This is a genomic window from Photobacterium sanguinicancri (genome assembly GCF_002265265.1).
GTDB lineage: Bacteria > Pseudomonadota > Gammaproteobacteria > Enterobacterales > Vibrionaceae > Photobacterium > Photobacterium sanguinicancri.
The window spans coordinates 1-23,835 of sequence record NZ_NOIF01000013.1 but is presented as its reverse complement, the minus strand read 5'-3'; the positions used below and the strand labels follow the sequence as shown (position 1 = coordinate 23,835).

Below are 23,835 nucleotides of genomic sequence, written 5' to 3'. Positions count from 1 at the left end.
TTTTATTTACACTGACCCAGCTTGGTCCATACGGCCCAATTGGTGTGGTTATCTATCGGGGATTGGTTTTGAGTCCACCATTGAGCTTGATAGGCGAGACCATTTTGCTGTGCTTGAGCGCCAGCTTGATACACATTGCTAGGTGACCATTGCTGTAATGTACTGCAATCAACTGTCCCCGGCTCTGGTGTGATCCCTTTCACTCGCTGTAAAGCCGCAAAAGTATCGGCAATACCTGTACCACACTCTGAGGTATTACAGCTGCTACCAGCAGGGAATGGACGCGATGTTTCGGTGATATATTGCTCAACTTGATCTGGCGTTAGGCTGGAATCGAGTGAATACATGAGTGCGGCGATACCTGCTACATGTGGGGTAGCCATACTGGTGCCCATTGAGTAGCTATAGTTGTTTTCGCCCGCTTGGCGTTTGCCTGCGTTAAAAGTGGATAGGATCCCACCAGAGCGACCGCCGCCTGGCGCTGTGATATCAATGAGATCGCCATAGTTTGAATAGAATGCACGATTTCCTTCCTTGTTATTGGAAGCAACCGAGATAATGCCTTGGCAGTTACCTGGGCTAAAATCGCGGACATTTAGGTTGTCATTACCTGCTGCCACGACAATGGTGGCGCCTTTCGCTCGGACATCATTAACGGCTTGTTGGTAAGCATAGCCACAAGCTCCTTGGCCACCAAGACTTAAATTTAGGACTTGAGCTGGGTATGGATTGGCTGGTGTGTTGGGAACAGGCAAGCCTGCAGCCCAGCGCATTCCATCGGTAATATCAGAGGTGTAGCCACCACAGGCACCAAGGACTCGCACGGGGACGATACGGGTATTCCAAGCCACACCAGTCACGCCTTGGCTATTGTTACCCTCCGCCGCGATGGTGCCCGCAACATGAGTACCATGCCACGATGAGTTTCTATCTTGTGGCGGATAGTTTTGACCACATTGACCCGCAACTAACCAATCACCTTCGTCAGTTGCATCGCTATCTCGACCATCGTTATCTCGCGCCCCTTTGGCATTCTTAATAAAATCATAGCCAGGGAGTAAGTTGTTTATAAGGTCGGGATGATCAAAACGAACACCAGTATCGATCACCGCAACAATGACTTCTGAGCCGCCAGTTGTAACATCCCATGCTTTTGGCATATTGATGCCACTGGTCGCATCTGAATAATGCCATTGGAGATTATATCCCGGATCATTTGGGATCGCGGTCGGCCACATAATACGGTCAGCCTCGGCATATTCGATGTTCGGATCTTGCTGTAGCTGTTCGATCACCGTTTCAAGTTTCGTTTGATCGGATACTTTTAGAATGTGGGTGCCGTTCGCACTTGGGCGAAGGTATAGAATATCGGCACTGATACTTTGTTGTAAGTGGGTTATACCATCAACCATTGGTGATGCTGCAGCCTGCATTACTGGGCTATTAGCACGGTATTTAACAATGACTTGATCGGTTATTAGTGAGTTGTTATTGGCTAGAACAGGGCTGCTCGCAATGAGCATAGCCAGTAGAGTTGGTATGGTTCTCATTTTCTATCCTTGATTTTGATACCAAATAGAACAAGCTAAGGCTTATCCAAGTTGGTTTATTGTTATGAGGAAAGTCTTCCTCCCAACCAAGTGTTCTCCTTTTATTTTATTTTTCAGGATAAAAAACGAGAATGGGAATCGATATCAAGGAAATAGTAAAACGGTTGCAAGCGATCTTATGCTTGTGGTGATGTGCGTTCAGTTTTATATGTTACTGCTTGATGAATTTTGCGGTGAGTAATGCTAGTAGGCAAGGCAACTAATCCTATTTTATATTGGGTTTGCTGTTAATTGGCAAGATAAAATAGAGCCTTGAAAATCAAACTGGCAGGATAATACGACGATGAAAGTCGTATTATCATCCTGCAACCTCTTACTCTTCTAGTGGGGGGGCCAAAATAACGGTTGGTTCATCGCTATCACTTGCCGTAGGTGATGTCAGATCACTGACGGGAGCGCCTTGCTTGGCTTGGTCTGTATCCCTTTGATTGAGATCTTTGACCTGTTCTGTGGTCGCGTTGAGCGGCTCATAGCTAAATTTTTGCCCTGCCAATGACGCTTCAATCATCATACCGCCTTTGGCGTAGGTGAAAATGGCGATGCCATTAGTGTAATTGGCTTCGACAAAGTTCTTTCCAGAGCCAGCGCCAACCCCTGTTGTCCCAGCACGTGCTTGTGCGCCTTCTGTTAATGCCACAGCAGAGGCTTGGGCGTCTAATTCAAAGCTACCACTAATAAAGCGTTCGTAAGATCGCTGGTCTTGGAAGAACATGATTTGACTGTAAGATTGTCCTCCAAATTGAAGGCCAACAGAAACTTGGTACAGTTTGGCAAATCCCGTGACGTTTTGGGCTTTATACACAGTGCCAGTACCGTATGCACCGCCGACCCAGAAACCACCTTTACCGACTGAAGGGAAAATAGCGTAGCCATACGCGGAGTCAAAAAAGGGCTGGGTTTGTTGTGCTTGCTGAAAATGCTCAAGGGAAGCACGGATTTCGATGTCTTCTTTAGCGACAGAGCCTGTTGCGATGCAAAGGAGTGCAAGCCCCCCTAGCATTGAAAATAAGCGGTTAACCGTTTTCATGGTGCGAATCCTTTAGTTGTACCAATCTAAATAAGTAACAGCCCAGGTTGGTATAAATACTGAATGTGCTTTCTATCTTAGCAAGATGAAAAAAAAGACGAAGCGTTAATCTTCGTCTTTTAAGGTGCTATTAAGGTTGTTCGGTTTGGGTCTCTCTAAACCCTCCGCGTTGACGGCGAATTAAGACCATCGACAACGCTAAGGACCACAATACGTAACCATATAATGGCCAGCTTCCCAAACTAGTGTAGGGTGTTAAGCCATCCGTTGGGGTAACTTTAGCTCGCAGTACCGCAGTTTCAAATTGCGGTATTTGCTTAGTAATGTGCCCCATATGATCAACGACTGCTGTTACACCCGTATTGGTGGCTCGCAATAGCGGCTTACCCAGTTCGAGTGAGCGCATCTGTGCGATCTCCATGTGCTGGAATGGGCCAATAGAGGTGCCAAACCACGCATCATTAGACAGCGTTAATAGTAAATCAGTATCAACGTTGACGTTCTGGCGAACCTGTTCACTGAATGCGACTTCGTAGCATAAAGCGGGGGCAATACTATAGCCGTTGGCTTCTAAGTTGGGCTGTACGAAGTCGCCACGACTAAATGAGGACATCGGTAGGTTAAAGAAGGGGGCAATAGGACGTAATAAATCACCAAACGGTACGAACTCACCAAAAGGCAGTAGGTGATGTTTACTGTAACGGGTCGCGTTATCGTAATCGTAACCATTGTCATTATTTTGGCCGAGAGTCAGGATATTATTGAAAAACTCCCCATTTTCTTTTTGGTCTAAAACCCCAGTGATCACTGTGCTGTTGTTCTCGCGAGCCACTTCATCCAAGTTTTGTAAGAACGAAGGAAGGTGTGCTTCTAAGGCGGGAATCGCAGCTTCAGGCCAAACGATAATATCGGCATCCCAGTTTTCACGGGTGAGGTCGATATACTTCATCAGCGTTGGCCAGCGCTCGCTTGGTAGCCATTTTAGCTCTTGCGGCACATTGCCTTGTACTAAGGCGACATCGACGGTTTTATCTGAATTGGGTGTTACCCATTGTGCACCATGAACCAGCAAGGACAAACCTATCACGAGTGCTGGAACCATCAAGGGTTTCCAGTTGCGATCGGAAATTGCCGCCACGATACCAGCGCTGATCAACACTAATGCGAGCGTGATCCCTTCAACACCAAGAATGGGTGCCAGACCTGAGAACGGTGAGTTTAGTTGGCCGTATCCCATCCATAGCCACGGGAAGCCAGTAAATGCCCAACCACGTAGCCAATCTAATAAGAGCCATAACACCGGGCCACTAAGTAGAAGCTGGTAGAAAGGACGGCCTTGATTAAAGCGGTTGAATAGAGCACCAAAAATCAGCGGATAGAGTGCAAGGTAACTGATCAGTGAAACCATGAGGAATACACTGGCAATTTTTGGCATACCACCAAAAGTGTCAATGCTTACATGAACCCAACTGATCCCTGTGCCAAATAAACCCAAGCCCCAGCTAAAACCGATCAATGCCGAGCGTTTAATACTTTGATTGAGGAGTAGCCAGAAAAAGAGCGTGAGTGAAGCAGGGGCAAGAAGCCAGATATTATAAGGTGCGAACGATAAGGTCGCTAAAGCTCCCGCAAAAGCGGCCAATAAAGGCCGCCCAAGGGAGATGAAAAAGGCTTTATTCATCATGGAAAACTAATTAAGTAGTCGTCGTTGGCTGATGCGCTTCATGTGGAATAGTCACCTGAAGCTGAATCACACGACGGTTGTCAGCAGATGTGACTTTAAACGAGTAACCATCAAGTTCAACAACTTCACCACGAGCCGGTAAGTGACCGAAGCTGGTCATTACCAGACCACCGACAGTGTCGACTTCGTCGTCACAGAATGCGGTTTGGAATAAGTCGTTAAAATCTTCAATGGTCGCCAGCGCTTTTACCGAATAGGTATGTTTGCTTAACTGACGGATATCTTGCTCTTCTTCGTCGTCGAATTCATCTTCGATTTCGCCAACGATTTGCTCAAGAATATCTTCGATAGTGATAACACCCGATACACCACCAAATTCATCTACGACGATCGCCATGTGGTAGCGTTCTTCGCGGAATTCTTTCAGTAGGCGATCAACTCGCTTGCTTTCTGGCACAACCACCGCAGGGCGGAGAACCTTGTCCATATCGAAAGCTTCAGAGTCTGGGATTAAGTAACGAAGCAGATCTTTTGCCAGTAGAATACCTTCTACATGGTCTTTATCGTCACTGATCACAGGGTAGCGTGAGTGTTGAGCATCAACAATTAAATCAATAAGGTCTTCTAGCTTCTGAGAACGTTCGATAGTAACCATTTGAGATCGTGGGATCATTATGTCTCTCACGCGCATTTCTGCTATCTCCATCACACCTTCGAGCATGTCGCGGGTGTCGTGGTCAATCAAATCATTTTCTTCCGAATCGCGGAATACCTCGACCAGCTCTTCACGGTTTTGTGGTTCACCTTGAAACAATTGGCCAATACGTTCAAAGAAGGACTTTCTACTCGGACCTTCAGAATTTTGCGAGTTATCTTCGTTCATCACTTTTCATGTCAATAGAGTGGCCTAAACCACGGTAGCTATTCACCCCAAAGGCGAATAGCGTTATAGATAATAAATTACAGGTTGTCGTCGGCGTACGGATCAGCAAATCCCATTTTTTGCATGATTTCTGTTTCCAGCGCTTCCATTTCTTCTGCTTCTTCATCATCAATATGGTCATAACCTAGCAGATGGAGACTGCCGTGTACAACCATATGTGCCCAGTGAGCATTTAGCGTTTTATTCTGCTCTTTTGCTTCTTTCTCAACAACCTGACGGCAGATGATCAGGTCACCTAGCAGATCTAGCTCTACGCCAGGAGGCGCTTCAAATGGAAAAGACAGCACGTTAGTCGACTTGTCTTTGCCACGGTATTCGTGGTTTAGCGCATGGCTTTCTTCTTCATCAACCAAGCGGATAGTCACTTCCGCATCAGCCTTAAACAGGGTGACAGCTGCATTTAGCCACTGTTGAAAATCGGCCTCGCTTGGTAAGCCATCTTGATTTTCAGTTGCATGTTGCAGGTCGAGATAAATAGCCATTAGTTACTCTTTTCTGGTTCTACTGTAGATGTTGCCGCTGCAACTAACGCAGCTTGTTCATTGCGACGACGCTGTTCTGTTAGCTTGCGTTGCTTTTGATCGGCGGTTTCCCACACTTCATAGGCTTGCACTATACGGGCTACCACTGGGTGGCGGACAACGTCATCTGCCTGGAAGAAGTTAAAACTGATTTCATCAACTTCCGATAATACTTCAATCGCATGACGTAAGCCTGAACGGGCACCTCGTGGTAAATCGATCTGGGTTACATCACCGGTAATAACAGCACGTGAATTGAAACCAATACGTGTTAGGAACATTTTCATTTGTTCCACTGTGGTGTTTTGGCTTTCATCCAAAATAATGAAAGCATCATTGAGAGTACGGCCACGCATATATGCTAATGGGGCAACTTCAATGACGTTTCGTTCAATTAACTTTTCAACGCGCTCAAAACCGAGCATCTCAAACAGTGCGTCGTAAAGTGGACGTAAGTACGGGTCAACCTTCTGGCTTAAATCACCCGGTAAGAAACCTAATTTTTCACCCGCTTCAACAGCAGGGCGCGTTAGTAAGATACGACGGATCTCTTGACGTTCAAGAGCATCCACAGCGGCGGCAACGGCAAGGTAGGTTTTACCTGTACCTGCTGGGCCAACACCAAAGGTAATATCATGGGTAACCATGTTGGCTATGTATTGTGCTTGGTTTGGCGTACGTGGCTTAATCACACCTTTTTTGGTTTTGATGTGAATCTCTTTACCGTAAGGGATCGATGAATCCGTACTTTGCTCTAATACACCAGACTCTTTGATCGCAAGGTGGATTTGGTCTGGTTCTATATCTGGGGTTGTATTGCGAACCGGGGCCGTATCGACATATAAATTCTTAATGATTTCAGCAGCAGCATCGGCGGTATGAGGTTGGCCAACAATAGAAAAGTGGCTACTACGATGATTTATTTCAACACCCAAACGGCGTTCTAGTTGTTTTATATTATCGTCGAAAGGGCCGCAAAGGCTGGAAAGGCGCTGGTTATCGATAGGTTCCAGGTTTAATTCAACAGTAATAATTTTGCTCAAGGTTTGCCTCTCAGTGTAGCCGCCCACAGCAACGGGCGGCTTTCGTATCAGGGCATTGGTCTAAAGGCGTGCTTTAGACGTGCGCTATATACTATGGAGTATATACGCCAACACCCAATTCATCTTCTTTACGTGTTTTTGCCATCATCTCGGTAGGAGAGACCGCAATACGTAGGTTCATTTCTGCTTCCGTGCGTACAAGTTCACCGCGTAATGAGTTGGTGAATACATCAGTGATCTTAACATCAACAAATTGGCCAATAAGCTCAGCAGAACCTTCAAAGTTGACAACACGGCTGTTCTCGGTACGACCGCGTAGTTCCATGATGTTTTTGCGTGATGGGCCTTCAACAAGGATACGTTGTTCAGTACCTAGCATTTGGCGCGAGTAACGCATAGCTTGAGTATTGATCTGTTGCTGTAGTTCATACAAGCGTTCTTTCTTCACTTGCACTGGTAGATCACAAGGATAATCTGCCGCAGGCGTGCCTGGTCGTGCTGAGAAGATAAAGCTAAAGCTCATATCGAAGTCGATTTCACGGATCAGCTTCATGGTATCTTGGAAGTCTTGATCGCTTTCACCTGGGAATGCCACGATGAAATCAGAGCTGATTGTAATATCCGGGCGTGCTTTACGCAGCTTGCGGATTTTCGATTTGTATTCGATAGCTGTGTGTGGGCGCTTCATATTTGCCAGAATGCGGTCTGAACCACTTTGTACTGGAAGGTGAAGGAAGCTCACGACTTCAGGCGTATCTTTGTACACTTCGATAATATCGTCAGTGAACTCAATTGGGTGACTTGTGGTGTAACGAATACGGTCAATACCATCAATTGCTGCAACTAAGCGGAGTAGTTCAGCAAAAGTTGCGAGCTCATCGTCATGTGTTGCGCCACGGTATGCGTTAACGTTTTGGCCCAGTAGGTTAACTTCACGAACGCCTTGGTCTGCTAGTTGAGCAATTTCAAACAGCACATCATCAAGCGGTCGGCTAACTTCTTCACCACGGGTATAAGGAACCACACAGTAAGTACAGTACTTAGAACAGCCTTCCATGATAGAAACGAAAGCCGTTGCACCGTCAGCACGAGGTTCTGGTAGGTTATCGAATTTTTCAATCTCAGGGAAAGAAATATCCATAACAGGCGCGTGGTTTGTACCTGACTGTTTAATCATTTCAGGCAAACGGTGCAGGGTCTGTGGGCCAAAAATAACATCAACGTATGGTGCACGTTTGCGAATCGAGTCGCCTTCTTGGGTTGCTACACAACCGCCTACACCAATCACAAGATCGGGCTTTTTATCTTTAAGGAATTTCCAACGGCCTAGCTGGTGGAAAACTTTTTCTTGTGCCTTTTCACGGATTGAGCAGGTATTCAGTAGCAGAACATCTGCTTCTTCTGGGATTTCCGTTAGCTCGAAGCCATTTGAGGCATTGAGAAGATCGGCCATTTTTGATGAATCGTATTCGTTCATCTGGCAGCCCCAGGTTTTAATAAGCAGTTTCTTAGCCATGTCTAACTCTTCGCTCGTAGTGTCAATTATTGCATTCAACATTGCTCGGAAGACGGTAGCCTCATTATTGAGTGCAAGACCGCCAGCAAGCCGCGTATTGTACTGCTTTATCTAGTGCCTGACTAGATCCTCGCCACCCCGAATAAATTGTGGTTTTTTGGACTGGGTTCAGTTGCTATGGTTGAAGGCTCGCATTATGGTTCTAGCAAGGTAAAATATCAGCAGCCAAACAATGAGATAAGTGTATGGAACAGTTTGATGTAGTGATCGCCGGTGGCGGTATGGTGGGGGCAGCAACAGCTGTCGGTATGGCGCAATACGGTTTACGAGTTGTTGTTTTAGACGGACAGCAACCGCAAGAGTTTGAAGCAAGCCAACCTATGGATTTACGAGTATCGGCAATTTCCCCTAATTCAGTGGGACTATTAAGTCGATTGGGTGCATGGAATGCGATCCAAGCGATGCGCGTTTGCCCATTTAAGCGCTTAGAAACATGGGACCATCCTGAGTGCCGTACACGGTTTAGTGCTGATGAGATGCAACTTGATCGTTTGGGCTTTATTGTTGAGAACCGATTGATCCAACTTGGGCTATGGCAACAGTTTTCAGATTATCCAAACCTTACCTTGTTATGCCCAAGCAAAATGATAAACAGCCAAAAAGTATCCAGTGGGGTTGTTGTTACGCTAGATGATGGCCGTCAGCTACAGGCGAAGCTATTAGTGGGGGCCGATGGTGCTAATTCGCAAGTACGCCAGCAATCAGGTATTGGTATTACGGCATGGGATTATCGTCAACACTGTATGTTGATCAATATTGAAACGGCGTTACCTCAGCAAGATATTACTTGGCAGTGGTTTACGCCTAAAGGGCCGCGATCGTTCTTACCTTTAGTTGGTCATCAGGGATCACTGGTGTGGTATGACAGTCCACAACGCATTAAACAACTGTCAGCGATGACTGCCGAGCAGCTTACTGTGGAAGTAAAATGTCATTTTCCTGCAGAGGTCGGTGAGTTTACCGTCGTTAATTGGGGAAGCTTCCCGTTAACGCGCCGTCATGCACAGCAGTATTACCAAGATAACATTGTGTTACTTGGGGATGCCGCGCACACAATCAATCCATTAGCAGGTCAGGGGGTAAACCTTGGTTTTAAAGATGTGGATGTTTTACTGCATGAAATAGAAAAAGCGGGAAAGAACTGGGCTGAACAAGATGTACTGAAAAAGTACGAACGTCGTCGTCGTCCTGATAATCTGATCATGCAAAGTGGGATGGATTTTTTCTACACGACATTTAGCAATGATTTATTGCCGCTGAAAATAGCTCGTAACATAGGTTTAAAAGTGGCAGAGAAAGCGGGACCCATTAAAAAGCAAGTATTGAAGTATGCGATGGGAATGTGATTGATCACAAGATTGAAAGAGGCGAGCCAAAGTGCTCGTCTTTTTTATATCTGTTTTTTTGGCAACAATCGGTATTAGCCTGATAAAGAAAAAGCCGAATGTTATTAAAAACATTCGGCTTAACAACCAGAGAGATACGATTTTTGAGGTTGTAAAAAGAGTGGAAAGCCACTCTAAGTCTTCTGCAAAAGATACATATCATTAATGGTTAATAACCAATTGATAGTTGTATCTTTAGCTTGCAACAGGCAAAAGAAAACCCACCAAAAGGTGGGTTTCTAAATGATGGTGCGGACGGAGAGACTTGAACTCTCACACCTTGCGGCGCCAGAACCTAAATCTGGTGCGTCTACCAATTCCGCCACGTCCGCATACTTAGCAATGATTATACAACCGAAGTTGAATAACATCATTAAGTCTAAATTGTGGCAGGGCTACCTGGATTCGAACCAGGGGATGGCGGCATCAAAAGCCGCTGCCTTACCGCTTGGCGATAGCCCTACAGCGTTACTCGATTAAGAGAACGTTTTTTCTCGGCGAGGAGAAATCAATAAGTTAAGAGAAAATGGTGCGGACGGAGAGACTTGAACTCTCACACCTCGCGGCGCCAGAACCTAAATCTGGTGCGTCTACCAATTCCGCCACGTCCGCATTTTTTATCGATAATTACTTAACGAATCTCTTACTTATTAAGTCACATAATCAGCAATTGGTGAGCGCGATTATGATCTTTTTTACTTTGAACTCTAGTGAAAGAGAGCAAAGAATATGGTGCGGACGGAGAGACTTGAACTCTCACACCTTGCGGCGCCAGAACCTAAATCTGGTGCGTCTACCAATTCCGCCACGTCCGCATCTGGTAAAGTTTTACATCTTTCGATGATTTCTCTAGAAGAGAAATGGTGGCTACGACGGGATTCGAACCTGTGACCCCATCATTATGAGTGATGTGCTCTAACCAGCTGAGCTACGTAGCCATAATTGTTCTTCAAATTTCACTGTCAGATGACTGACCGCTAACTCGGGAACGGGGCGCATTATGCTCATACCAGCGAAAAGCGTCAACAGTTTTTTTAAATATCTCGATAAAATCGCCTTGTTCGATGGATATTTGGACGAAATGAATAATTGGCACACGAAGCAGGCTTTTTTAAGTAGGTAAACACTTGCTTTGTCAGGGTTATCAGAAGAAGTTGTTGATAAACGATAGGTAAAAAATAAGCCAGCAATCATGCTGGCTTATAAAATTTTATGCATCAAAATGCGTTTTTAACGTATTTAGTTTTATACGTTGAAGCGGAAGTGAACCACATCGCCATCTTTAACGATGTAATCTTTACCTTCTAGACGCCATTTACCTGCTTCTTTTGCACCGCTTTCACCTTTGAACTCGATGAATGCGTCGTAACCAACAACTTCAGCACGGATAAAGCCTTTTTCGAAGTCGGTGTGGATCTTACCCGCAGCTTGTGGCGCAGTTGCACCAACAGGGATAGTCCATGCACGTACTTCTTTAACGCCTGCTGTGAAGTAAGTTTGTAGCGTCAGTAGTTCGTAACCAGAACGGATCACTCGGTTCAGGCCTGGTTCTTCGATACCCATGTCAGCTAGGAACTCTTCGCGATCAGCATCGTCAAGCTCAGCAATTTCAGATTCGATAGCAGCACAAACCGGAACAACAACTGCATTTTCTTTCGCAGCGTATTCAATAACCATGTCTAGGAATTCGTTATCTTCGAAACCGTCTTCGCTAACGTTAGCGATGTACATAGTTGGTTTGATTGTTAGGAAGTGTAGGTAATCAATCGCAGCAGCTTCTTCTTTAGAAAGCTCGATTGAACGTACCATACCGCCTTCAGTTAGCGTTGGCAGTAGCTTTTCAAGTACAGCAATTTCGTATTTAGCTTCGCTATCGCCGCCTTTAGCACGTTTTGCTTGACGGAAAATAGCACGCTCACAGGTATCAAGGTCAGCCAGAGCTAGCTCTAGGTTGATCACTTCGATATCGTCTAGCGGGCTGATTTTACCTGCAACGTGAACGATGTTGTCGTCTTCAAAACAACGAACAACGTGACCAATCGCGTCAGTTTCACGGATGTTTGCTAGGAATTTATTACCAAGGCCTTCACCTTTAGATGCACCAGCGACTAGGCCAGCAATATCTACGAATTCCATCGTTGTTGGTAAAATGCGCTCTGGATTTACAATTTCAGCTAGCGCATCCAGACGTAGATCTGGCACAGGTACGACACCAGTGTTTGGCTCGATAGTACAGAACGGGAAGTTCGCTGCTTCGATGCCTGCTTTTGTTAAAGCGTTAAATAGTGTTGATTTACCAACGTTAGGAAGACCAACGATGCCGCATTTAAAACCCATGGTATTAAACCCTTTTGGTGATTACGCAATGCCACGTTAGCTGTTTTACACCAGCATAACGTAACAAACATTACTAATGAAAACTCACAAGCAGATCGAAATGAATCTATTCTGCTTTGAATGAATGTAGTCGGTTTTGTGCTTTATTAAGCCCATCTTTCAGTAAGATATCCATACAGCGCACAGCTTCATCAGCCGCCGCGTCAATGCATTCTTGCTCTTTAGTCGGTGCTTTACCCAAAACAAAATTGGCGACTTTATTCTTGTCGCCAGGGTGGCCAATGCCAACACGTAAGCGATAGAAATCTTTGTTGTTGCCCATTTTACTGATGATGTCACGCAGACCATTATGCCCGCCGTGCCCACCGCCTTTCTTGAATTTAGCTACTCCAGGCGGGAGGTCGAGCTCGTCATGCGCCACTAGGATCTCTTCCGGTTTTATTTGGTAGAAATTCGCTAGCGCTGCCACGGATTTACCTGACAGGTTCATGAATGTTGTTGGGATCAACAAGCGGAGATCTTGGCCATTTGCCATGATCCGGCCAGTCAGACCGTAGTATTTTGATTCTTCTCGTAAGCTGATGTTATGAACACGCGCTAATTCTTCGACGACCCATGCGCCGGCATTGTGGCGAGTTCTAGCATACTCAGGGCCTGGATTTGCCAGACCAACTAGTAGACGAATTTGGTTACTCACGCTTGATTTCTCTCGTCTTAGGCTGAAAACGCGCGCTATGTTATACCAAACTTGGAAAGATTGATACGGATCGCGGTTATTGCCCTGCAAGGTTGTTATAGCCCCAAAAGCAAAACGCCCCGCAAAAGCGAGGCGTTTGTCAGTTCCCGCTTCGCTCGATTAGTGTTCGAACATTGCTGAAATTGATTCTTCGTTGCTAATGCGACGAATAGCTTCCGCTAGCATGCCAGAAAGCGTTAGAACAGATACGCGACCTGTGTCTATGATTTCTTGAGATAGAGGAATTGAGTCAGTTACGATAACTTCATCGATAACAGATTCACGGATGTTTTGAACAGCCGTACCAGAGAATACTGGGTGAGTTGCGTAAGCGAATACACGCTTAGCGCCGCGCTCTTTCAGTGCTTCTGCTGCTTTACATAGTGTGCCGCCAGTATCGATCATGTCATCAACAATGATGCAGTCACGACCTTCAACGTCACCGATCAGGTGCATTACCTGAGAAACGTTCGCGCGAGGGCGACGCTTATCGATGATAGCGATGTCAGTATCGTCTAGTAGTTTAGCGATAGCACGTGCACGCACAACACCACCGATATCTGGAGATACAACAACTGGATCTTCCAGTTTCTTCGCCAGGATGTCTTCTAGTAACACAGGGCTACCGAATACGTTATCAACTGGTACATCGAAGAAGCCTTGGATTTGCTCAGCGTGCAGGTCAACAGTCAGAACGCGGTCAACACCAACGTTTGAAAGGAAATCAGCAACGACTTTTGCAGTAATAGGCACACGAGCAGAACGGACGCGGCGGTCTTGGCGAGCATAACCGAAGTAAGGGATAACTGCGGTAATACGGCCTGCAGATGCACGACGAAGTGCATCGATCATTACAACTAACTCCATTAGGTTGTCGTTAGTTGGTGCACAAGTTGATTGAATAATGAATACGTCGCTACCACGAACGTTTTCATTAATCTGAACACATACTTCACCATCAGAAAAACGGTTAACTGTCGCATCTCCAAGAGAGATGTATAGACGGTCAGCAATGCGTTGGGCTAGTTCTGGTGTAGCGTTACCAGCAAACAGCTTCATATCAGGCACGGTGGAAACCTCAGGGTTGCGTCCAAGTTGTAATTACTGACCATCCGAAGAATGTGTGCTCAAGGCTGTCAATAAGGGAGACGTGTTGACACCTTTTGCGACAAATCCGTGGAGCCAGTTAGGTAATTTGTTCAGTGTTGCAATGGCCTCGCGATGGGTGCTAAATTCAGCGAACACACATGCGCCAGTACCAGTCAATCTTGACGGCGCATATTCTAACAGCCAAGAAAGCGCCTTATCAACCTTAGGGTGCAGTCTTCTTACTATTTTTTCGCAATCGTTTTCGTAAGTCCCTGCTAATAGTGCCTTCAGGCTGCGTTTTTCAGTATCGCGAGTTAAGTCCGAATGGGTGAAAATATCGACAGTTGCGATGCTAACGTCTGGTTTTGCGACTAAATACCACTTTTCTTCGGGCTCTGCTGGTTGTAATTTTTCACCAACACCTTCAGCAAAAGCACTGACTCCGCGTACGAAAACAGGTACATCAGCGCCTAGGGCTAAACCTATCTCAGCAAGCTGCTCTACGGTTAGCTTGGTTTGCCATAAATAGTTGAGTGCAACCAAGGTTGTCGCAGCATCAGATGAACCACCACCCAATCCTCCACCCATAGGTAAAATCTTGTCTATATGAATATCAGCGCCGGCTGTAATGTTTGCCGCTTTACGCAGGGCATCGGCTGCGCGATAGATCAAATTATCTTCGGTTGCGACCCCTTCAATTTCAGGGGAAATCGTAATTTCCGTGCTGTTATTAGCGGTGATCGTCAGTGTGTCACTGTGATCTAAGAACTGAAATAAGGTCTGTAGATCATGGTAGCCGTTAGGTCTACGACCAGTGATGTAAAGGAAAAGGTTGAGTTTTGCAGGCGCAGGCCAGCGTGTTGTTTGAGTAAGAATTGGGCTGCTCATAACTTATTTCAAAGACCAAGAATGAATAATCAGGGTGATACGTTGGCTATTTTGCGTGAGTACCATTTTTTTTGGTAATACAGGTGAGGTGGTGTAGTCATATTCATCAAACGTCATTTCCCACGTTTGATTGCCCACTGTCTTGGCTAAATAGCTAACGGTATTTTGTTCATTTAGTTGGTAGCTATCTGCGGCTGTTGGCAGACCAATCAACCAATCTCGCATTTGTTCTACAGGAAGGTTAATCCCCGTGAGTTGCTGGACTAGCGTTGCTGCATCTGTCCCTTGATGACGACGACCATTATTGTCGATCAGTGTGGCACCAGATTCTGTGGTGTCGAGTTTGAGTAAAGTACTACCTAAAAAATTGGTAAGAAGCAGCTGATCTTTTTGCGCCGCTGTTTTCCAGAGTAAGTTCGCACCAAAACGAAGATCGGGGCCTTTGTAGCCCAGTTTCCCTTTTGCTTGGTAGTGGCTTAACTGTTCGAGTGCATATTGATGGGTTTGCCAATTGGTAGATTGAACGGGGGCTTGTTGGGCACACCCAGCTAATAATATCAGCATTAAGGCAGTGCTCAACATGCGATGGCAGCGTTTAAACGACAATGGCACGGATAAATTCATGACGAATGACTCATTCGGTAGTTTGGGCAAACAATAGCGGTAATTAGGCGATAAGCCAAATAAAAGCCGTGGTGACAAAGTGATAATATGTAACAGAAGCACAGGCTTAGCATTGGCTTAATACGCAATTTCATGCGCTTGCCATTAATGTGTATATTGTTGGCGAGTGGGTAAAATAGCACCTAAAAAGCGGCAAATGTGTACTCTATGATGAATGAATCTGCCTGTTTCCTTTTATTACGGTGGGTCATCAAGTAAAATCCCGCCCTAGATCTTTTTATTTGGCAACGTTGGTACACCGTCTCCATGACCTTGCTTGCATTAGGCATCAATCACAATACTGCGACTGTAGATTTGCGTGAAAAAGTGGCTTTTTCTCCTGATAAGCTAACAGCCGCTCTACATGAGCTAGGCACACACCCTGACGTGAATAGTGGCGTTATTATCTCTACGTGCAATCGCACGGAGCTGTATTGTGACGTCTCTCAAGCGGGGCCAGGTGTGCTTATTGATTGGTTAAGCCAATTTCATCAGCTATCGGCAGATGAGCTCATGCCAAGCCTTTATTTCCATGAAGAACAAGCTGCAGTACGCCATTTAATGCGTGTTGCTTGTGGCTTAGACTCCTTGGTATTGGGTGAACCGCAAATATTAGGTCAGGTAAAACAAGCGTATTCAGATGCTGGTGATCACCACGCGGTGCACGGCATGTTAGAGAAGCTGTTTCATAAAACCTTTACCGTCGCGAAGCGGGTGCGAACTGAAACTGATATTGGCGGTAACGCAGTATCCGTCGCGTTTGCCGCCTGTACGTTAGCAAAACAGATTTTCGAATCTATGTCAGAAGCAACAGTTTTACTGGTAGGTGCAGGTGAAACAATTGAACTTGTGGCGCGCCACCTTGTTGAGCAAGGGTGTAACAACCTTATTGTTGCTAACCGCACCAAAGAGCGTGCGGCAGGATTATCTAAAGAATTTGGTGCTGAGGTGATCGGCTTACCTGAAATCCCTGATCACCTTCACCGTGCTGATATTGTAATTAGTTCAACAGCCAGCCCATTACCCATTGTTGGTAAAGGGATGGTGGAAAAAGCGATCAAAGCACGTCGACACCAACCTATGCTATTAGTAGATATCGCAGTTCCACGTGATATCGAGCAAGAAGTGGGTGATCTCAACGACGTATATCTTTACACGGTGGATGACTTACAAGGAATTGTGAACAAAAACCGTGAACAACGTAAAGTGGCTGCAATTCAAGCGGAAGCCATTGTCAGTGAAGAAAGCGCCGCTTTTATGAGTTGGCTACGTTCACTGGAAGCGGTAGATAGTATCCGTCAATACCGTTGCCATGCTGATGATATTAAACAAGACTTATTGAGCCGCAGTCTACAGTTACTGGCTAATGGTAGTGATCCTGAAAAGGTATTAACCGAACTCAGTAATAAGCTCACCAATAAGTTGATTCATGCCCCAACGCGCGCCATGCAACAAGCGGCTCATCACGGTGAACCGGAAAAGCTGGCCGTTATTCGTGAAAGCTTAGGATTAGATTCTCAGAGTCTAAGCACCAAAAGCAAATAACGACGTCCTATTCGAGGTGGTAAGTTAAGTATTCTTAATGAGAGATGTTGCTTATCGCCATAAACAGAACATTGATTTGTAGTGAATTATGAAACCGTCCATTTTAGTTAAATTAGAAACTTTGGTTGAGCGTTACGAAGAAGTTCAACACTTACTGGGTGATCCTGGGGTTCTTAGCGATCAAAATAAGTTCCGTGCGCTATCACGTGAATATTCTCAGCTAGAAGAAGTAACCAAAGCTTTCCAAGCGTATCAACAAGCAAAGGAAGACTTGGAAGCCGCTGAAGAAATGGCACAAGAAGACGATCCTGAAATGCGTGAAATGGCGCAAGAAGAAGTGAAAGACGCGAAAGCGAATATCATTCGTCTGGAAGATGAGCTGCAAGTACTATTGATCCCGAAAGATCCAAATGATGAACGTAACTGTTTCGTCGAAATTCGTGCAGGTGCGGGTGGTGATGAAGCGGGTATCTTTGCCGGTGATCTGTTCCGTATGTACAGCAAGTTTGCTGAGCGCCAAGGTTGGCGTATCGAAGTGATCAGTGAAAACCGCTCAGAACAAGGCGGTTATAAAGAAATGATCGCGAAAGTAAACGGCGAAGGTGCTTACGGTATCTTAAAATTTGAATCTGGTGGTCACCGTGTACAGCGTGTTCCGGCCACAGAATCACAAGGTCGTGTTCATACATCGGCTTGTACCGTTGCTGTAATGGCAGAGATCCCAGAAGCGGACCTTCCTGAGATTAAAGCGGCAGATTTGAAAATTGATACATTCCGTGCATCAGGCGCGGGTGGTCAGCACGTTAACACCACCGATTCTGCAATTCGTATTACGCACTTACCAACAGGTACTGTTGTGGAGTGTCAGGATGAGCGTTCACAGCATAAAAACAAAGCAAAAGCGATGTCTGTACTGGCTGCTCGTATCATTAAAGCTGAAGAAGAACGTCGTCACGAAGCGGAAGCAAGTACACGTCGTAACCTACTAGGTTCGGGTGACCGTTCTGACCGTATCCGTACTTATAACTACCCACAAGGTCGTGTATCGGATCACCGCATTACGTTAACGCTTTACCGCCTAAATGAAGTGATGGAAGGTGATTTAGATAGCTTGATCCAACCAGTATTGGTTGAGCACCAAGCGGATCAACTTGCAGCAATGGCTGAACAAAACTAATGGCGTTGTCGATTGACGCTTTGCTCAAGCAAACTACAGCGCAATTGACCGATGCGGGCTCTGATAGCCCGCAAATTGATGCTGCTGTTTTGCTTTGTCATGTGCTGGATAAACCGCGCAGTTATTTGCTGACGTGGCCAGAAAAAACGTTAGAGGACGCGCAGCAGCAGATGTTTGATGCATTAGTTGCACGGCGTATTCAAGGTGAGCCGATTGCTTATATTGTCGGTGAACGTGAATTTTGGTCGCTGTCTTTGAAAGTCGCACCGCATACTTTGATCCCACGCCCTGATACCGAACGCTTAGTGGAGCTGGCATTGGATAAAATGCCAAGCCAAGCATGCCGAGTGTTAGATTTGGGAACAGGTACGGGAGCGATTGCACTAGCACTGGCTTCTGAACGTGCTGACGCCTTGGTAACTGGGATTGATCTTCGTCCTGAAACGGCGCAATTGGCGACTGAAAATGGGCAACGTTTGGGTATTACCAATGCGGATTTTTTGTCTGGAAGTTGGTATAGCCCGTTATCAGCCAATGATCAGTTTGCTGTGATTGCGAGTAACCCGCCTTATATTGACGATCAAGACCCGCATTTAGCGCAAGGGGATGTGCGGTTTGAACCGCTAACAGCACTTGTTGCGCCAGATAATGGTTTAGCTGATATTCGAATTATCAGTGAGCAAGGCCGACAGCATTTACAAACGGATGGCTGGTTATTGATGGAGCATGGCTTTGAGCAAGGCTTCGCCGTTCGTCAGATTTTACAGGATTTGGGGTATACCCAAGTAGAGACAGCTCAAGATTACGCAGGATTAGATCGCGTAACGCTTGGGTGTTGGCAAGGATAGAGAGACAAAACTATGTATGCAGCAGCTAAACACTTCCACATGCTGGCTATCGTTCTGAGCGTATTGTTATTTACAGTTCGTTATTGCTTGATGATGGCTAATTCCACGCTGAATGAAAAAAAATTCCTAAAAATAGCACCCCACGTCGTTGATACGTTTCTATTACTGTCGGGTGTGGCGCTGATCTTCATAACGGGCTTTATGCCGTTTACCGAAGCTGGAAGCTGGTTAACACAAAAACTAAGTTGTGTGCTGGCGTACATTGCGTTGGGCTTTTTCACATTGAAATACGGTAAAAATAAAGTTTTTAAAACGTTCGCGTATTTTGGTGCGTTAGGTTGGCTAGTTGCTGCCGCTAACATAGCTATGACCAAAACATCATTTTTAGGGTGATTGACGTGAACTTTAGTCATGAAGAATTAGAGCAAATGCCACTTGTTGAAGGGGCATTAGCGATGACAGCGTTAACGGATCCTTCATTTCCGAAAGGCTGGGTACAAATCCAACTTGAGCGTATGGCAAAAGAAGCTGAACACGCGTTGATGGATGAACCTAACCCACATGTACGATTGGATGGCTTGATTCGTTTATTTTATCGTGAGTGGGGCTTTGAAGGGGATGAACAGCAATACTTCTCGTCTGACAATATCTACCTAGATAAAGTGTTAGATCGTAAGCGCGGTATTCCTGTGAGTTTAGGTGCTATCTTTCTTTATTTGGCTAATCACCTTGATCTACCTGTTAGTAGTGTTGGTTTCCCCACCCAATTCATTTTGAAAGTGACTTGGTATGATAGCGAAATTCAGTATATCAACCCATTTGACGGTGAATTTTTAAGCCTACGTACTTTAGGTGGTTGGCTTAAAGGGGCGAAAGGACCATTCGCACAAATTGGCGCAAGAGATCTCGAAAATGCGACCAACAGCGATATAATTAAGCGTTGGTTAACGGTAATGAAAAGCGCTTTACTGCGTGAAGAGCAATATACCGATGCGTTGCGCTGTAGCGATCTTGCTTTGAAGATGCAGCCAGACGATCCGCATGAAATTCGTGACCGTGGTTATATTTATCAAAAGCTAGACTGTAGCCATGCTGCAGCTTCTGATTATAGCTATTTTATTGAACAATGCCCTGAAGACCCTGCAGCTGAGTTATTGAAGTTGCAAGTTGCAGCCCTGAACGAAGAGCCGCTGACCCTTCACTAATAAAGAGAAAAGATAATGATGGAACAGAAAGTAGTTCGCGTTGGCGATCTTAATGTAGCAAACGACAAACCGTTTGTCCTGTTTGGTGGCATGAACGTGCTTGAATCTCGCGATTTAGCGATGAAGATCTGTGAACATTACGTAAAAGTGACAGACAAGCTTGGTATCCCTTATGTCTTCAAAGCGTCTTTCGATAAAGCGAACCGTTCATCTGTTCATTCATACCGTGGCCCTGGTATGGAAGAAGGGCTTAAGATTTTCCAAGAACTGAAAGACACGTTTGGCGTGAAGATCATCACGGATATTCACGAACATCACCAAGCTCAGCCTGTTGCTGATGTGGTTGATGTTATTCAGCTTCCAGCTTTCCTTGCTCGTCAAACTGATTTGGTTCAGACAATGGCGAAAACTGGTGCTGTGATCAACGTGAAAAAACCACAGTTCATGAGCCCAGGTCAAGTGGGTAACATTACAGAGAAGTTTGCAGAGTGTGGTAACGAAAATATCATTCTTTGTGAGCGTGGCGTACTGCACGGTTACGACAATCTTGTTGTTGATATGCTTGGTTTCGATGTGATGAAAAAAGCATCAAAAGGCAGCCCAATCATCTTTGATGTGACACATGCACTTCAGTGCCGTGATCCTCAAGGTGCAGCTTCTGGTGGTCGTCGCGAGCAAACGGTTGATCTTGCTCGTTGTGGTATTGCTGCGGGTATTGCGGGCCTATTTATGGAAGCACACCCAACTCCAGATCAAGCACGCTGTGATGGTCCTTCGGCTTTCCCTCTTGATAAGCTAGAACCCTTCTTGAAGCAAATTAAACAACTTGATGATCTTGTTAAAGCGTTCGAGCCAATCGAAATTAACTGATCATCAGTGCACTAGTGCATACGAGTTATAGTGAAAAGCCCCAGTAAGTTCGCCTACTGGGGCTTTTTTGTTCGCCAATAAAAAAATGAAAATTTGAAAAATTTGGTGGATAGCTCTGCTTAACTGGCCATTTAGTAGCGAATTAAAGTGTTCACCTCTTTTATAGTGGGGGATGTAACTATATATTTCATGGTTACGGAGCGAGATGTTTGTCGTTCGCTTTGTGAGAATTAAATGCCAAGCCGATATACTTCGGCCAGATTTTAATTCCGCAGAAGTAGGTTGTTACGTGTCATTATCTCAAGATATACCAGTAAGCAATGAAGACGTGTCCAGTTCTTCATGGAGTAAACACGATACAAGCTGGATGCTAAGCTTATTTGGTACCGCTGTGGGGGCGGGTATTCTCTTCTTGCCAATCAACATTGGTGCGGGTGGCTTTTGGCCCTTAGTGTTGATGTCCTTACTTGCATTTCCGATGACCTACTTTGCACACCGTGGTTTAGCGCGTTTTGTTCTTTCTTCTCGTAATCAGAAAGCAGATTTTACCGATGTAGTAGAAGAGCATTTTGGCCGCTCGGCTGGTCTAGTGATCTCGGTATTGTATTTTCTGTCTATTTTCCCGATCTTGTTGATTTACGGCGTCGGTCTAACGAATACTGTTGATAGCTTTATTGTTAATCAACTGGGCTTCGGCTCGCCATCGCGTATTGCCTTATCTGGTCTACTGGTTTTTAGTATGATCACCATCATGCTAGCGGGTGAAAAGGTGATGCTAAAAGCCTTTGAAATTATTGTTTATCCGCTGGCTGCAATTCTATTTTGCCTTTCGGTATACATGATCCCCAACTGGCATTTACCAACTATGGGTGCGCTACCAAGTGTGGGGGATTTTTCACTGACAGTTTGGCTTTCTGTACCTGTGACGGTTTTTGCATTTAGTCATGCAGCTGCAATCTCAAGTTTTGCCCAAGCGCAGCGTCGTCACTACGGTAAAGCCGCTAACGATAAAGCGGAACATATTCTAAAGCGTACCTCTATCATGCTGATTGGCTTTGTTCTGTTCTTCGTTTTCTCTTGTGTCTTAAGCTTAAGCCCAGAGCAACTACTTGAAGCGAAAGCGCAGAATGTTTCTGTACTGTCTTACCTTGCCAATATTCATGACAATCCTTTTATTGTTCTGCTTGGTCCGCTGATTGCCTTTATTGCCATATCATCATCATTTCTTGGTCACTTTTTAGGTGCGCGTGAGAGTTTTAATGGCTTAGTGCGTAAGCATTCTAGTTTGTCGCCAAAAGCGACAGATAAAGCGGGGATTGTCTTTATGATGCTGAGTATTTGGGGAGCAGCTGTGATGAACCCGAGTATTTTAGGCATGATGGAAGCCTTTTCAGGCCCAGTGATTGCGATGATTTTATTTATCATGCCTGTTATTGCGGTTTACAAAGTGGAGTCGTTACGCCGTTATCGTGGCAAAGTGAGTAATCACTTTATTTTAGTGGTTGGTGTGCTGGCGGTATCTGCAATCTTATTCAATTTTTAACCGTGCGCTATTGATATAAGCTGAGTCAGGGTTAGTAGATACTGACTAATAGGTAAAAGAAAAGGGTGTCACTGATACAGTGACACCCTTTTTTGTTTCAGTTTTAGGCTGGCTTATAGCTTAAACTGGTTAATTTCTTGTTGTAGCTGATGTGACAATGAAGAGAGTTCAGCCGCTTGTCGCGCAGCTTCGTCGGCTTCTAATGCCAGTTCATCAGACACATCGCGAATACCTTGGGTATTGCGGGTGATCTCTTCTGTTACTGAAGATTGTTCTTCAGCAGCAGAGGCAATCTGTGTTGCCATATCACTAATATTGGTCACTGCAATATTAATCTGTGACAGGCTAGTAGAGGCGGCATTGGCATCATCAACTGAAGTTTCAGCTAAGTGGCGACTGTTTTCCATGATACCGACAGCGCGACCTGTTGTTTGCTGTAGCGTCTCAATCATCTGCTGGATTTCTTGCGTTGAAGCGTGAGTACGTTGGCTTAGGACGCGGACTTCATCTGCAACAACCGCAAAGCCACGGCCTTGTTCACCCGCACGGGCTGCTTCAATTGCGGCATTCAGTGCTAGTAGGTTAGTTTGCTCGGCAATGCCTTGGATGGTTGAAAGAATAGTATTGATGCTTTGTGCATGTGTATTTAGCTCACCGATCACGCCTGTCGCTGTTTCAACTTCACCCGCAAGGCTTGAAATGGACTGCTGACTTTGGGTTACTTGCTCAGAGCCGTGTTCAGCGGCGCTAACCGTTTCACCTGATGTTTGAGCCGTATTATCTGCATTACCGGCGATTTCCTGTGTTGCTGCCGCCATTTCATTAATCGCAGTGGCAACCATATTGATTTCATCTTGTTGATGTTGAATACGGGTGCTGCGTTCTTCTGCTTGCGATGCCGTTGTTTGCGCTTGTTGGCCTAACGAATCAGAAACATCACGTAAGCGCATCACCATTTGGTGCATGTTTCCGACAAAGCGGTTGAAGTTTAGGGCTAGCTGACCGACTTCATCGTCGCTACGTGGCTCAAGGCGTTGAGTTAGATCGCCTTCCCCTGATGCGATTTCAGCTAGTGCATCAGATACACGCATAAGATCGCGGAACAAGAAGTTAACTAGCCAAGCCACAATAGCGACCACAATAAT

At 45.5% G+C, this 23,835-nt stretch carries 21 protein-coding genes and 5 tRNA genes; 8 read left to right on the top strand and 18 right to left on the bottom strand.

Annotation, left to right across the window (positions count from 1 at the left end):
- Positions 1 to 2: 2 nt before the first annotated feature.
- The 7 genes from ASV53_RS03920 to miaB form a co-directional block, all read right to left on the bottom strand.
- Positions 3 to 1,550, bottom strand: a complete 1,548-nt coding sequence (locus tag ASV53_RS03920; protein ID WP_094956179.1) for a S8 family serine peptidase — start codon at positions 1,548 to 1,550, stop codon at positions 3 to 5.
- Between the two features lie 373 nt (positions 1,551 to 1,923).
- Positions 1,924 to 2,637, bottom strand: a complete 714-nt coding sequence (locus ASV53_RS03915; protein ID WP_094956178.1) for a lipid-binding SYLF domain-containing protein — start codon at positions 2,635 to 2,637, stop codon at positions 1,924 to 1,926.
- A 130-nt stretch (positions 2,638 to 2,767) separates the two neighbouring features.
- On the bottom strand, positions 2,768 to 4,318 hold the full coding sequence (gene lnt / locus ASV53_RS03910; RefSeq protein ID WP_094956177.1) for an apolipoprotein N-acyltransferase: 1,551 nt from the start codon (positions 4,316 to 4,318) through the stop codon (positions 2,768 to 2,770).
- A gap of 13 nt (positions 4,319 to 4,331) precedes the next feature.
- Complete coding sequence (gene corC / locus ASV53_RS03905; RefSeq protein WP_062690730.1) at positions 4,332 to 5,204, bottom strand: CNNM family magnesium/cobalt transport protein CorC; 873 nt, start codon at positions 5,202 to 5,204, stop codon at positions 4,332 to 4,334.
- 77 nt (positions 5,205 to 5,281) lie between these two features.
- Positions 5,282 to 5,746 (bottom strand): rRNA maturation RNase YbeY, encoded by a 465-nt coding sequence (gene ybeY / locus ASV53_RS03900; RefSeq protein WP_094956176.1) that lies wholly within the window; start codon positions 5,744 to 5,746, stop codon positions 5,282 to 5,284.
- A complete protein-coding gene (locus tag ASV53_RS03895; RefSeq protein ID WP_094956175.1) occupies positions 5,746 to 6,828 on the bottom strand; it encodes a PhoH family protein in 1,083 nt (360 codons plus the stop codon). The genes ybeY and ASV53_RS03895 overlap by 1 nt, the downstream gene beginning before the upstream one ends.
- A gap of 91 nt (positions 6,829 to 6,919) precedes the next feature.
- Positions 6,920 to 8,344: a tRNA (N6-isopentenyl adenosine(37)-C2)-methylthiotransferase MiaB gene (gene miaB / locus ASV53_RS03890; RefSeq protein WP_094956174.1), complete on the bottom strand. Its 1,425-nt coding sequence runs from the start codon at positions 8,342 to 8,344 to the stop codon at positions 6,920 to 6,922.
- A gap of 245 nt (positions 8,345 to 8,589) precedes the next feature.
- On the opposite strand from miaB, the gene ASV53_RS03885 reads away from it, so the two are divergent.
- The gene (locus tag ASV53_RS03885) at positions 8,590 to 9,750 is read left to right on the top strand and encodes a 2-octaprenyl-3-methyl-6-methoxy-1,4-benzoquinol hydroxylase (RefSeq protein ID WP_062690732.1); all 1,161 of its coding nucleotides are present in this window, start codon (positions 8,590 to 8,592) and stop codon (positions 9,748 to 9,750) included.
- Positions 9,751 to 10,036: 286 nt separating this feature from the next.
- On the opposite strand, the gene ASV53_RS03880 is transcribed toward ASV53_RS03885, so the two are convergent.
- The 10 genes from ASV53_RS03880 to lolB form a co-directional block, all read right to left on the bottom strand.
- Positions 10,037 to 10,121: transfer RNA gene (locus ASV53_RS03880), tRNA-Leu, on the bottom strand.
- A gap of 55 nt (positions 10,122 to 10,176) precedes the next feature.
- Positions 10,177 to 10,251: transfer RNA gene (locus ASV53_RS03875), tRNA-Gln, on the bottom strand.
- A 65-nt stretch (positions 10,252 to 10,316) separates the two neighbouring features.
- Positions 10,317 to 10,401, bottom strand: a tRNA-Leu gene (locus ASV53_RS03870).
- A 118-nt stretch (positions 10,402 to 10,519) separates the two neighbouring features.
- Positions 10,520 to 10,604 (bottom strand) — tRNA-Leu (locus tag ASV53_RS03865).
- A 46-nt stretch (positions 10,605 to 10,650) separates the two neighbouring features.
- Positions 10,651 to 10,727, bottom strand: a tRNA-Met gene (locus ASV53_RS03860).
- A gap of 307 nt (positions 10,728 to 11,034) precedes the next feature.
- Complete coding sequence (gene ychF, locus ASV53_RS03850; RefSeq protein WP_094956172.1) at positions 11,035 to 12,126, bottom strand: redox-regulated ATPase YchF; 1,092 nt, start codon at positions 12,124 to 12,126, stop codon at positions 11,035 to 11,037.
- 106 nt (positions 12,127 to 12,232) lie between these two features.
- The gene (gene pth / locus ASV53_RS03845) at positions 12,233 to 12,823 is read right to left on the bottom strand and encodes an aminoacyl-tRNA hydrolase (RefSeq protein WP_062688042.1); all 591 of its coding nucleotides are present in this window, start codon (positions 12,821 to 12,823) and stop codon (positions 12,233 to 12,235) included.
- 159 nt (positions 12,824 to 12,982) lie between these two features.
- Positions 12,983 to 13,930 carry a ribose-phosphate pyrophosphokinase gene (locus tag ASV53_RS03840; RefSeq protein ID WP_062688043.1) on the bottom strand — a complete coding sequence of 316 codons (948 nt, stop codon included), beginning with the start codon at positions 13,928 to 13,930 and terminating at the stop codon, positions 12,983 to 12,985.
- A 33-nt stretch (positions 13,931 to 13,963) separates the two neighbouring features.
- Positions 13,964 to 14,839 (bottom strand): 4-(cytidine 5'-diphospho)-2-C-methyl-D-erythritol kinase, encoded by an 876-nt coding sequence (ispE, locus tag ASV53_RS03835; protein ID WP_062688044.1) that lies wholly within the window; start codon positions 14,837 to 14,839, stop codon positions 13,964 to 13,966.
- 3 nt (positions 14,840 to 14,842) lie between these two features.
- Positions 14,843 to 15,463 carry a lipoprotein insertase outer membrane protein LolB gene (gene lolB / locus ASV53_RS03830; RefSeq protein ID WP_062688045.1) on the bottom strand — a complete coding sequence of 207 codons (621 nt, stop codon included), beginning with the start codon at positions 15,461 to 15,463 and terminating at the stop codon, positions 14,843 to 14,845.
- Positions 15,464 to 15,769: 306 nt separating this feature from the next.
- On the opposite strand from lolB, the gene hemA reads away from it, so the two are divergent.
- The 7 genes from hemA to ASV53_RS03795 all read left to right on the top strand — a co-directional run bounded on the left by hemA (position 15,770) and on the right by ASV53_RS03795 (position 22,690).
- Positions 15,770 to 17,047 (top strand): glutamyl-tRNA reductase, encoded by a 1,278-nt coding sequence (hemA, locus tag ASV53_RS03825; protein ID WP_062688046.1) that lies wholly within the window; start codon positions 15,770 to 15,772, stop codon positions 17,045 to 17,047.
- An 88-nt stretch (positions 17,048 to 17,135) separates the two neighbouring features.
- Positions 17,136 to 18,224, top strand: coding sequence for a peptide chain release factor 1 (gene prfA / locus ASV53_RS03820; RefSeq protein WP_062688047.1), 1,089 nt, complete (start codon positions 17,136 to 17,138; stop codon positions 18,222 to 18,224).
- On the top strand, positions 18,224 to 19,072 hold the full coding sequence (gene prmC, locus ASV53_RS03815; protein WP_094956171.1) for a peptide chain release factor N(5)-glutamine methyltransferase: 849 nt from the start codon (positions 18,224 to 18,226) through the stop codon (positions 19,070 to 19,072). The genes prfA and prmC overlap by 1 nt, the downstream gene beginning before the upstream one ends.
- Before the next feature lie 12 nt (positions 19,073 to 19,084).
- Complete coding sequence (locus tag ASV53_RS03810) at positions 19,085 to 19,465, top strand: SirB2 family protein (protein ID WP_062688049.1); 381 nt, start codon at positions 19,085 to 19,087, stop codon at positions 19,463 to 19,465.
- Positions 19,466 to 19,500: 35 nt separating this feature from the next.
- Complete coding sequence (locus tag ASV53_RS03805; protein WP_062688146.1) at positions 19,501 to 20,277, top strand: SirB1 family protein; 777 nt, start codon at positions 19,501 to 19,503, stop codon at positions 20,275 to 20,277.
- 15 nt (positions 20,278 to 20,292) lie between these two features.
- Complete coding sequence (gene kdsA / locus ASV53_RS03800) at positions 20,293 to 21,147, top strand: 3-deoxy-8-phosphooctulonate synthase (RefSeq protein WP_189337817.1); 855 nt, start codon at positions 20,293 to 20,295, stop codon at positions 21,145 to 21,147.
- 289 nt (positions 21,148 to 21,436) lie between these two features.
- Positions 21,437 to 22,690: an aromatic amino acid transport family protein gene (locus ASV53_RS03795; RefSeq protein WP_094956193.1), complete on the top strand. Its 1,254-nt coding sequence runs from the start codon at positions 21,437 to 21,439 to the stop codon at positions 22,688 to 22,690.
- A gap of 113 nt (positions 22,691 to 22,803) precedes the next feature.
- Here the strand turns inward: ASV53_RS03795 and ASV53_RS03790 are convergent.
- Positions 22,804 to 23,835 (bottom strand): methyl-accepting chemotaxis protein (locus tag ASV53_RS03790; RefSeq protein ID WP_141226228.1); only part of this gene is annotated, 1,032 nt, incomplete at its 5' end.

Bases quoted from the DNA above. Each gene is read 5' to 3' on its own strand.
- ASV53_RS03915 (WP_094956178.1), bottom strand. From the start codon at position 2,637: ATGAAAACGGTTAACCGCTTATTTTCAATGCTAGGGGGGCTTGCACTC.
- lolB (WP_062688045.1), bottom strand. From the start codon at position 15,463: ATGAATTTATCCGTGCCATTGTCGTTTAAACGCTGCCATCGCATGTTG.
- hemA (WP_062688046.1), top strand. From the start codon at position 15,770: ATGACCTTGCTTGCATTAGGCATCAATCACAATACTGCGACTGTAGAT.
- ybeY (WP_094956176.1), bottom strand. From the start codon at position 5,746: ATGGCTATTTATCTCGACCTGCAACATGCAACTGAAAATCAAGATGGC.
- ASV53_RS03805 (WP_062688146.1), top strand. From the start codon at position 19,501: ATGCCACTTGTTGAAGGGGCATTAGCGATGACAGCGTTAACGGATCCT.
- ASV53_RS03920 (WP_094956179.1), bottom strand. From the start codon at position 1,550: ATGAGAACCATACCAACTCTACTGGCTATGCTCATTGCGAGCAGCCCT.
- miaB (WP_094956174.1), bottom strand. From the start codon at position 8,344: ATGGCTAAGAAACTGCTTATTAAAACCTGGGGCTGCCAGATGAACGAA.
- ASV53_RS03810 (WP_062688049.1), top strand. From the start codon at position 19,085: ATGTATGCAGCAGCTAAACACTTCCACATGCTGGCTATCGTTCTGAGC.
- ispE (WP_062688044.1), bottom strand. From the start codon at position 14,839: ATGAGCAGCCCAATTCTTACTCAAACAACACGCTGGCCTGCGCCTGCA.
- lnt (WP_094956177.1), bottom strand. From the start codon at position 4,318: ATGAATAAAGCCTTTTTCATCTCCCTTGGGCGGCCTTTATTGGCCGCT.
- prmC (WP_094956171.1), top strand. From the start codon at position 18,224: ATGGCGTTGTCGATTGACGCTTTGCTCAAGCAAACTACAGCGCAATTG.
- corC (WP_062690730.1), bottom strand. From the start codon at position 5,204: ATGAACGAAGATAACTCGCAAAATTCTGAAGGTCCGAGTAGAAAGTCC.
- kdsA (WP_189337817.1), top strand. From the start codon at position 20,293: ATGATGGAACAGAAAGTAGTTCGCGTTGGCGATCTTAATGTAGCAAAC.
- ASV53_RS03885 (WP_062690732.1), top strand. From the start codon at position 8,590: ATGGAACAGTTTGATGTAGTGATCGCCGGTGGCGGTATGGTGGGGGCA.
- prfA (WP_062688047.1), top strand. From the start codon at position 17,136: ATGAAACCGTCCATTTTAGTTAAATTAGAAACTTTGGTTGAGCGTTAC.
- ychF (WP_094956172.1), bottom strand. From the start codon at position 12,126: ATGGGTTTTAAATGCGGCATCGTTGGTCTTCCTAACGTTGGTAAATCA.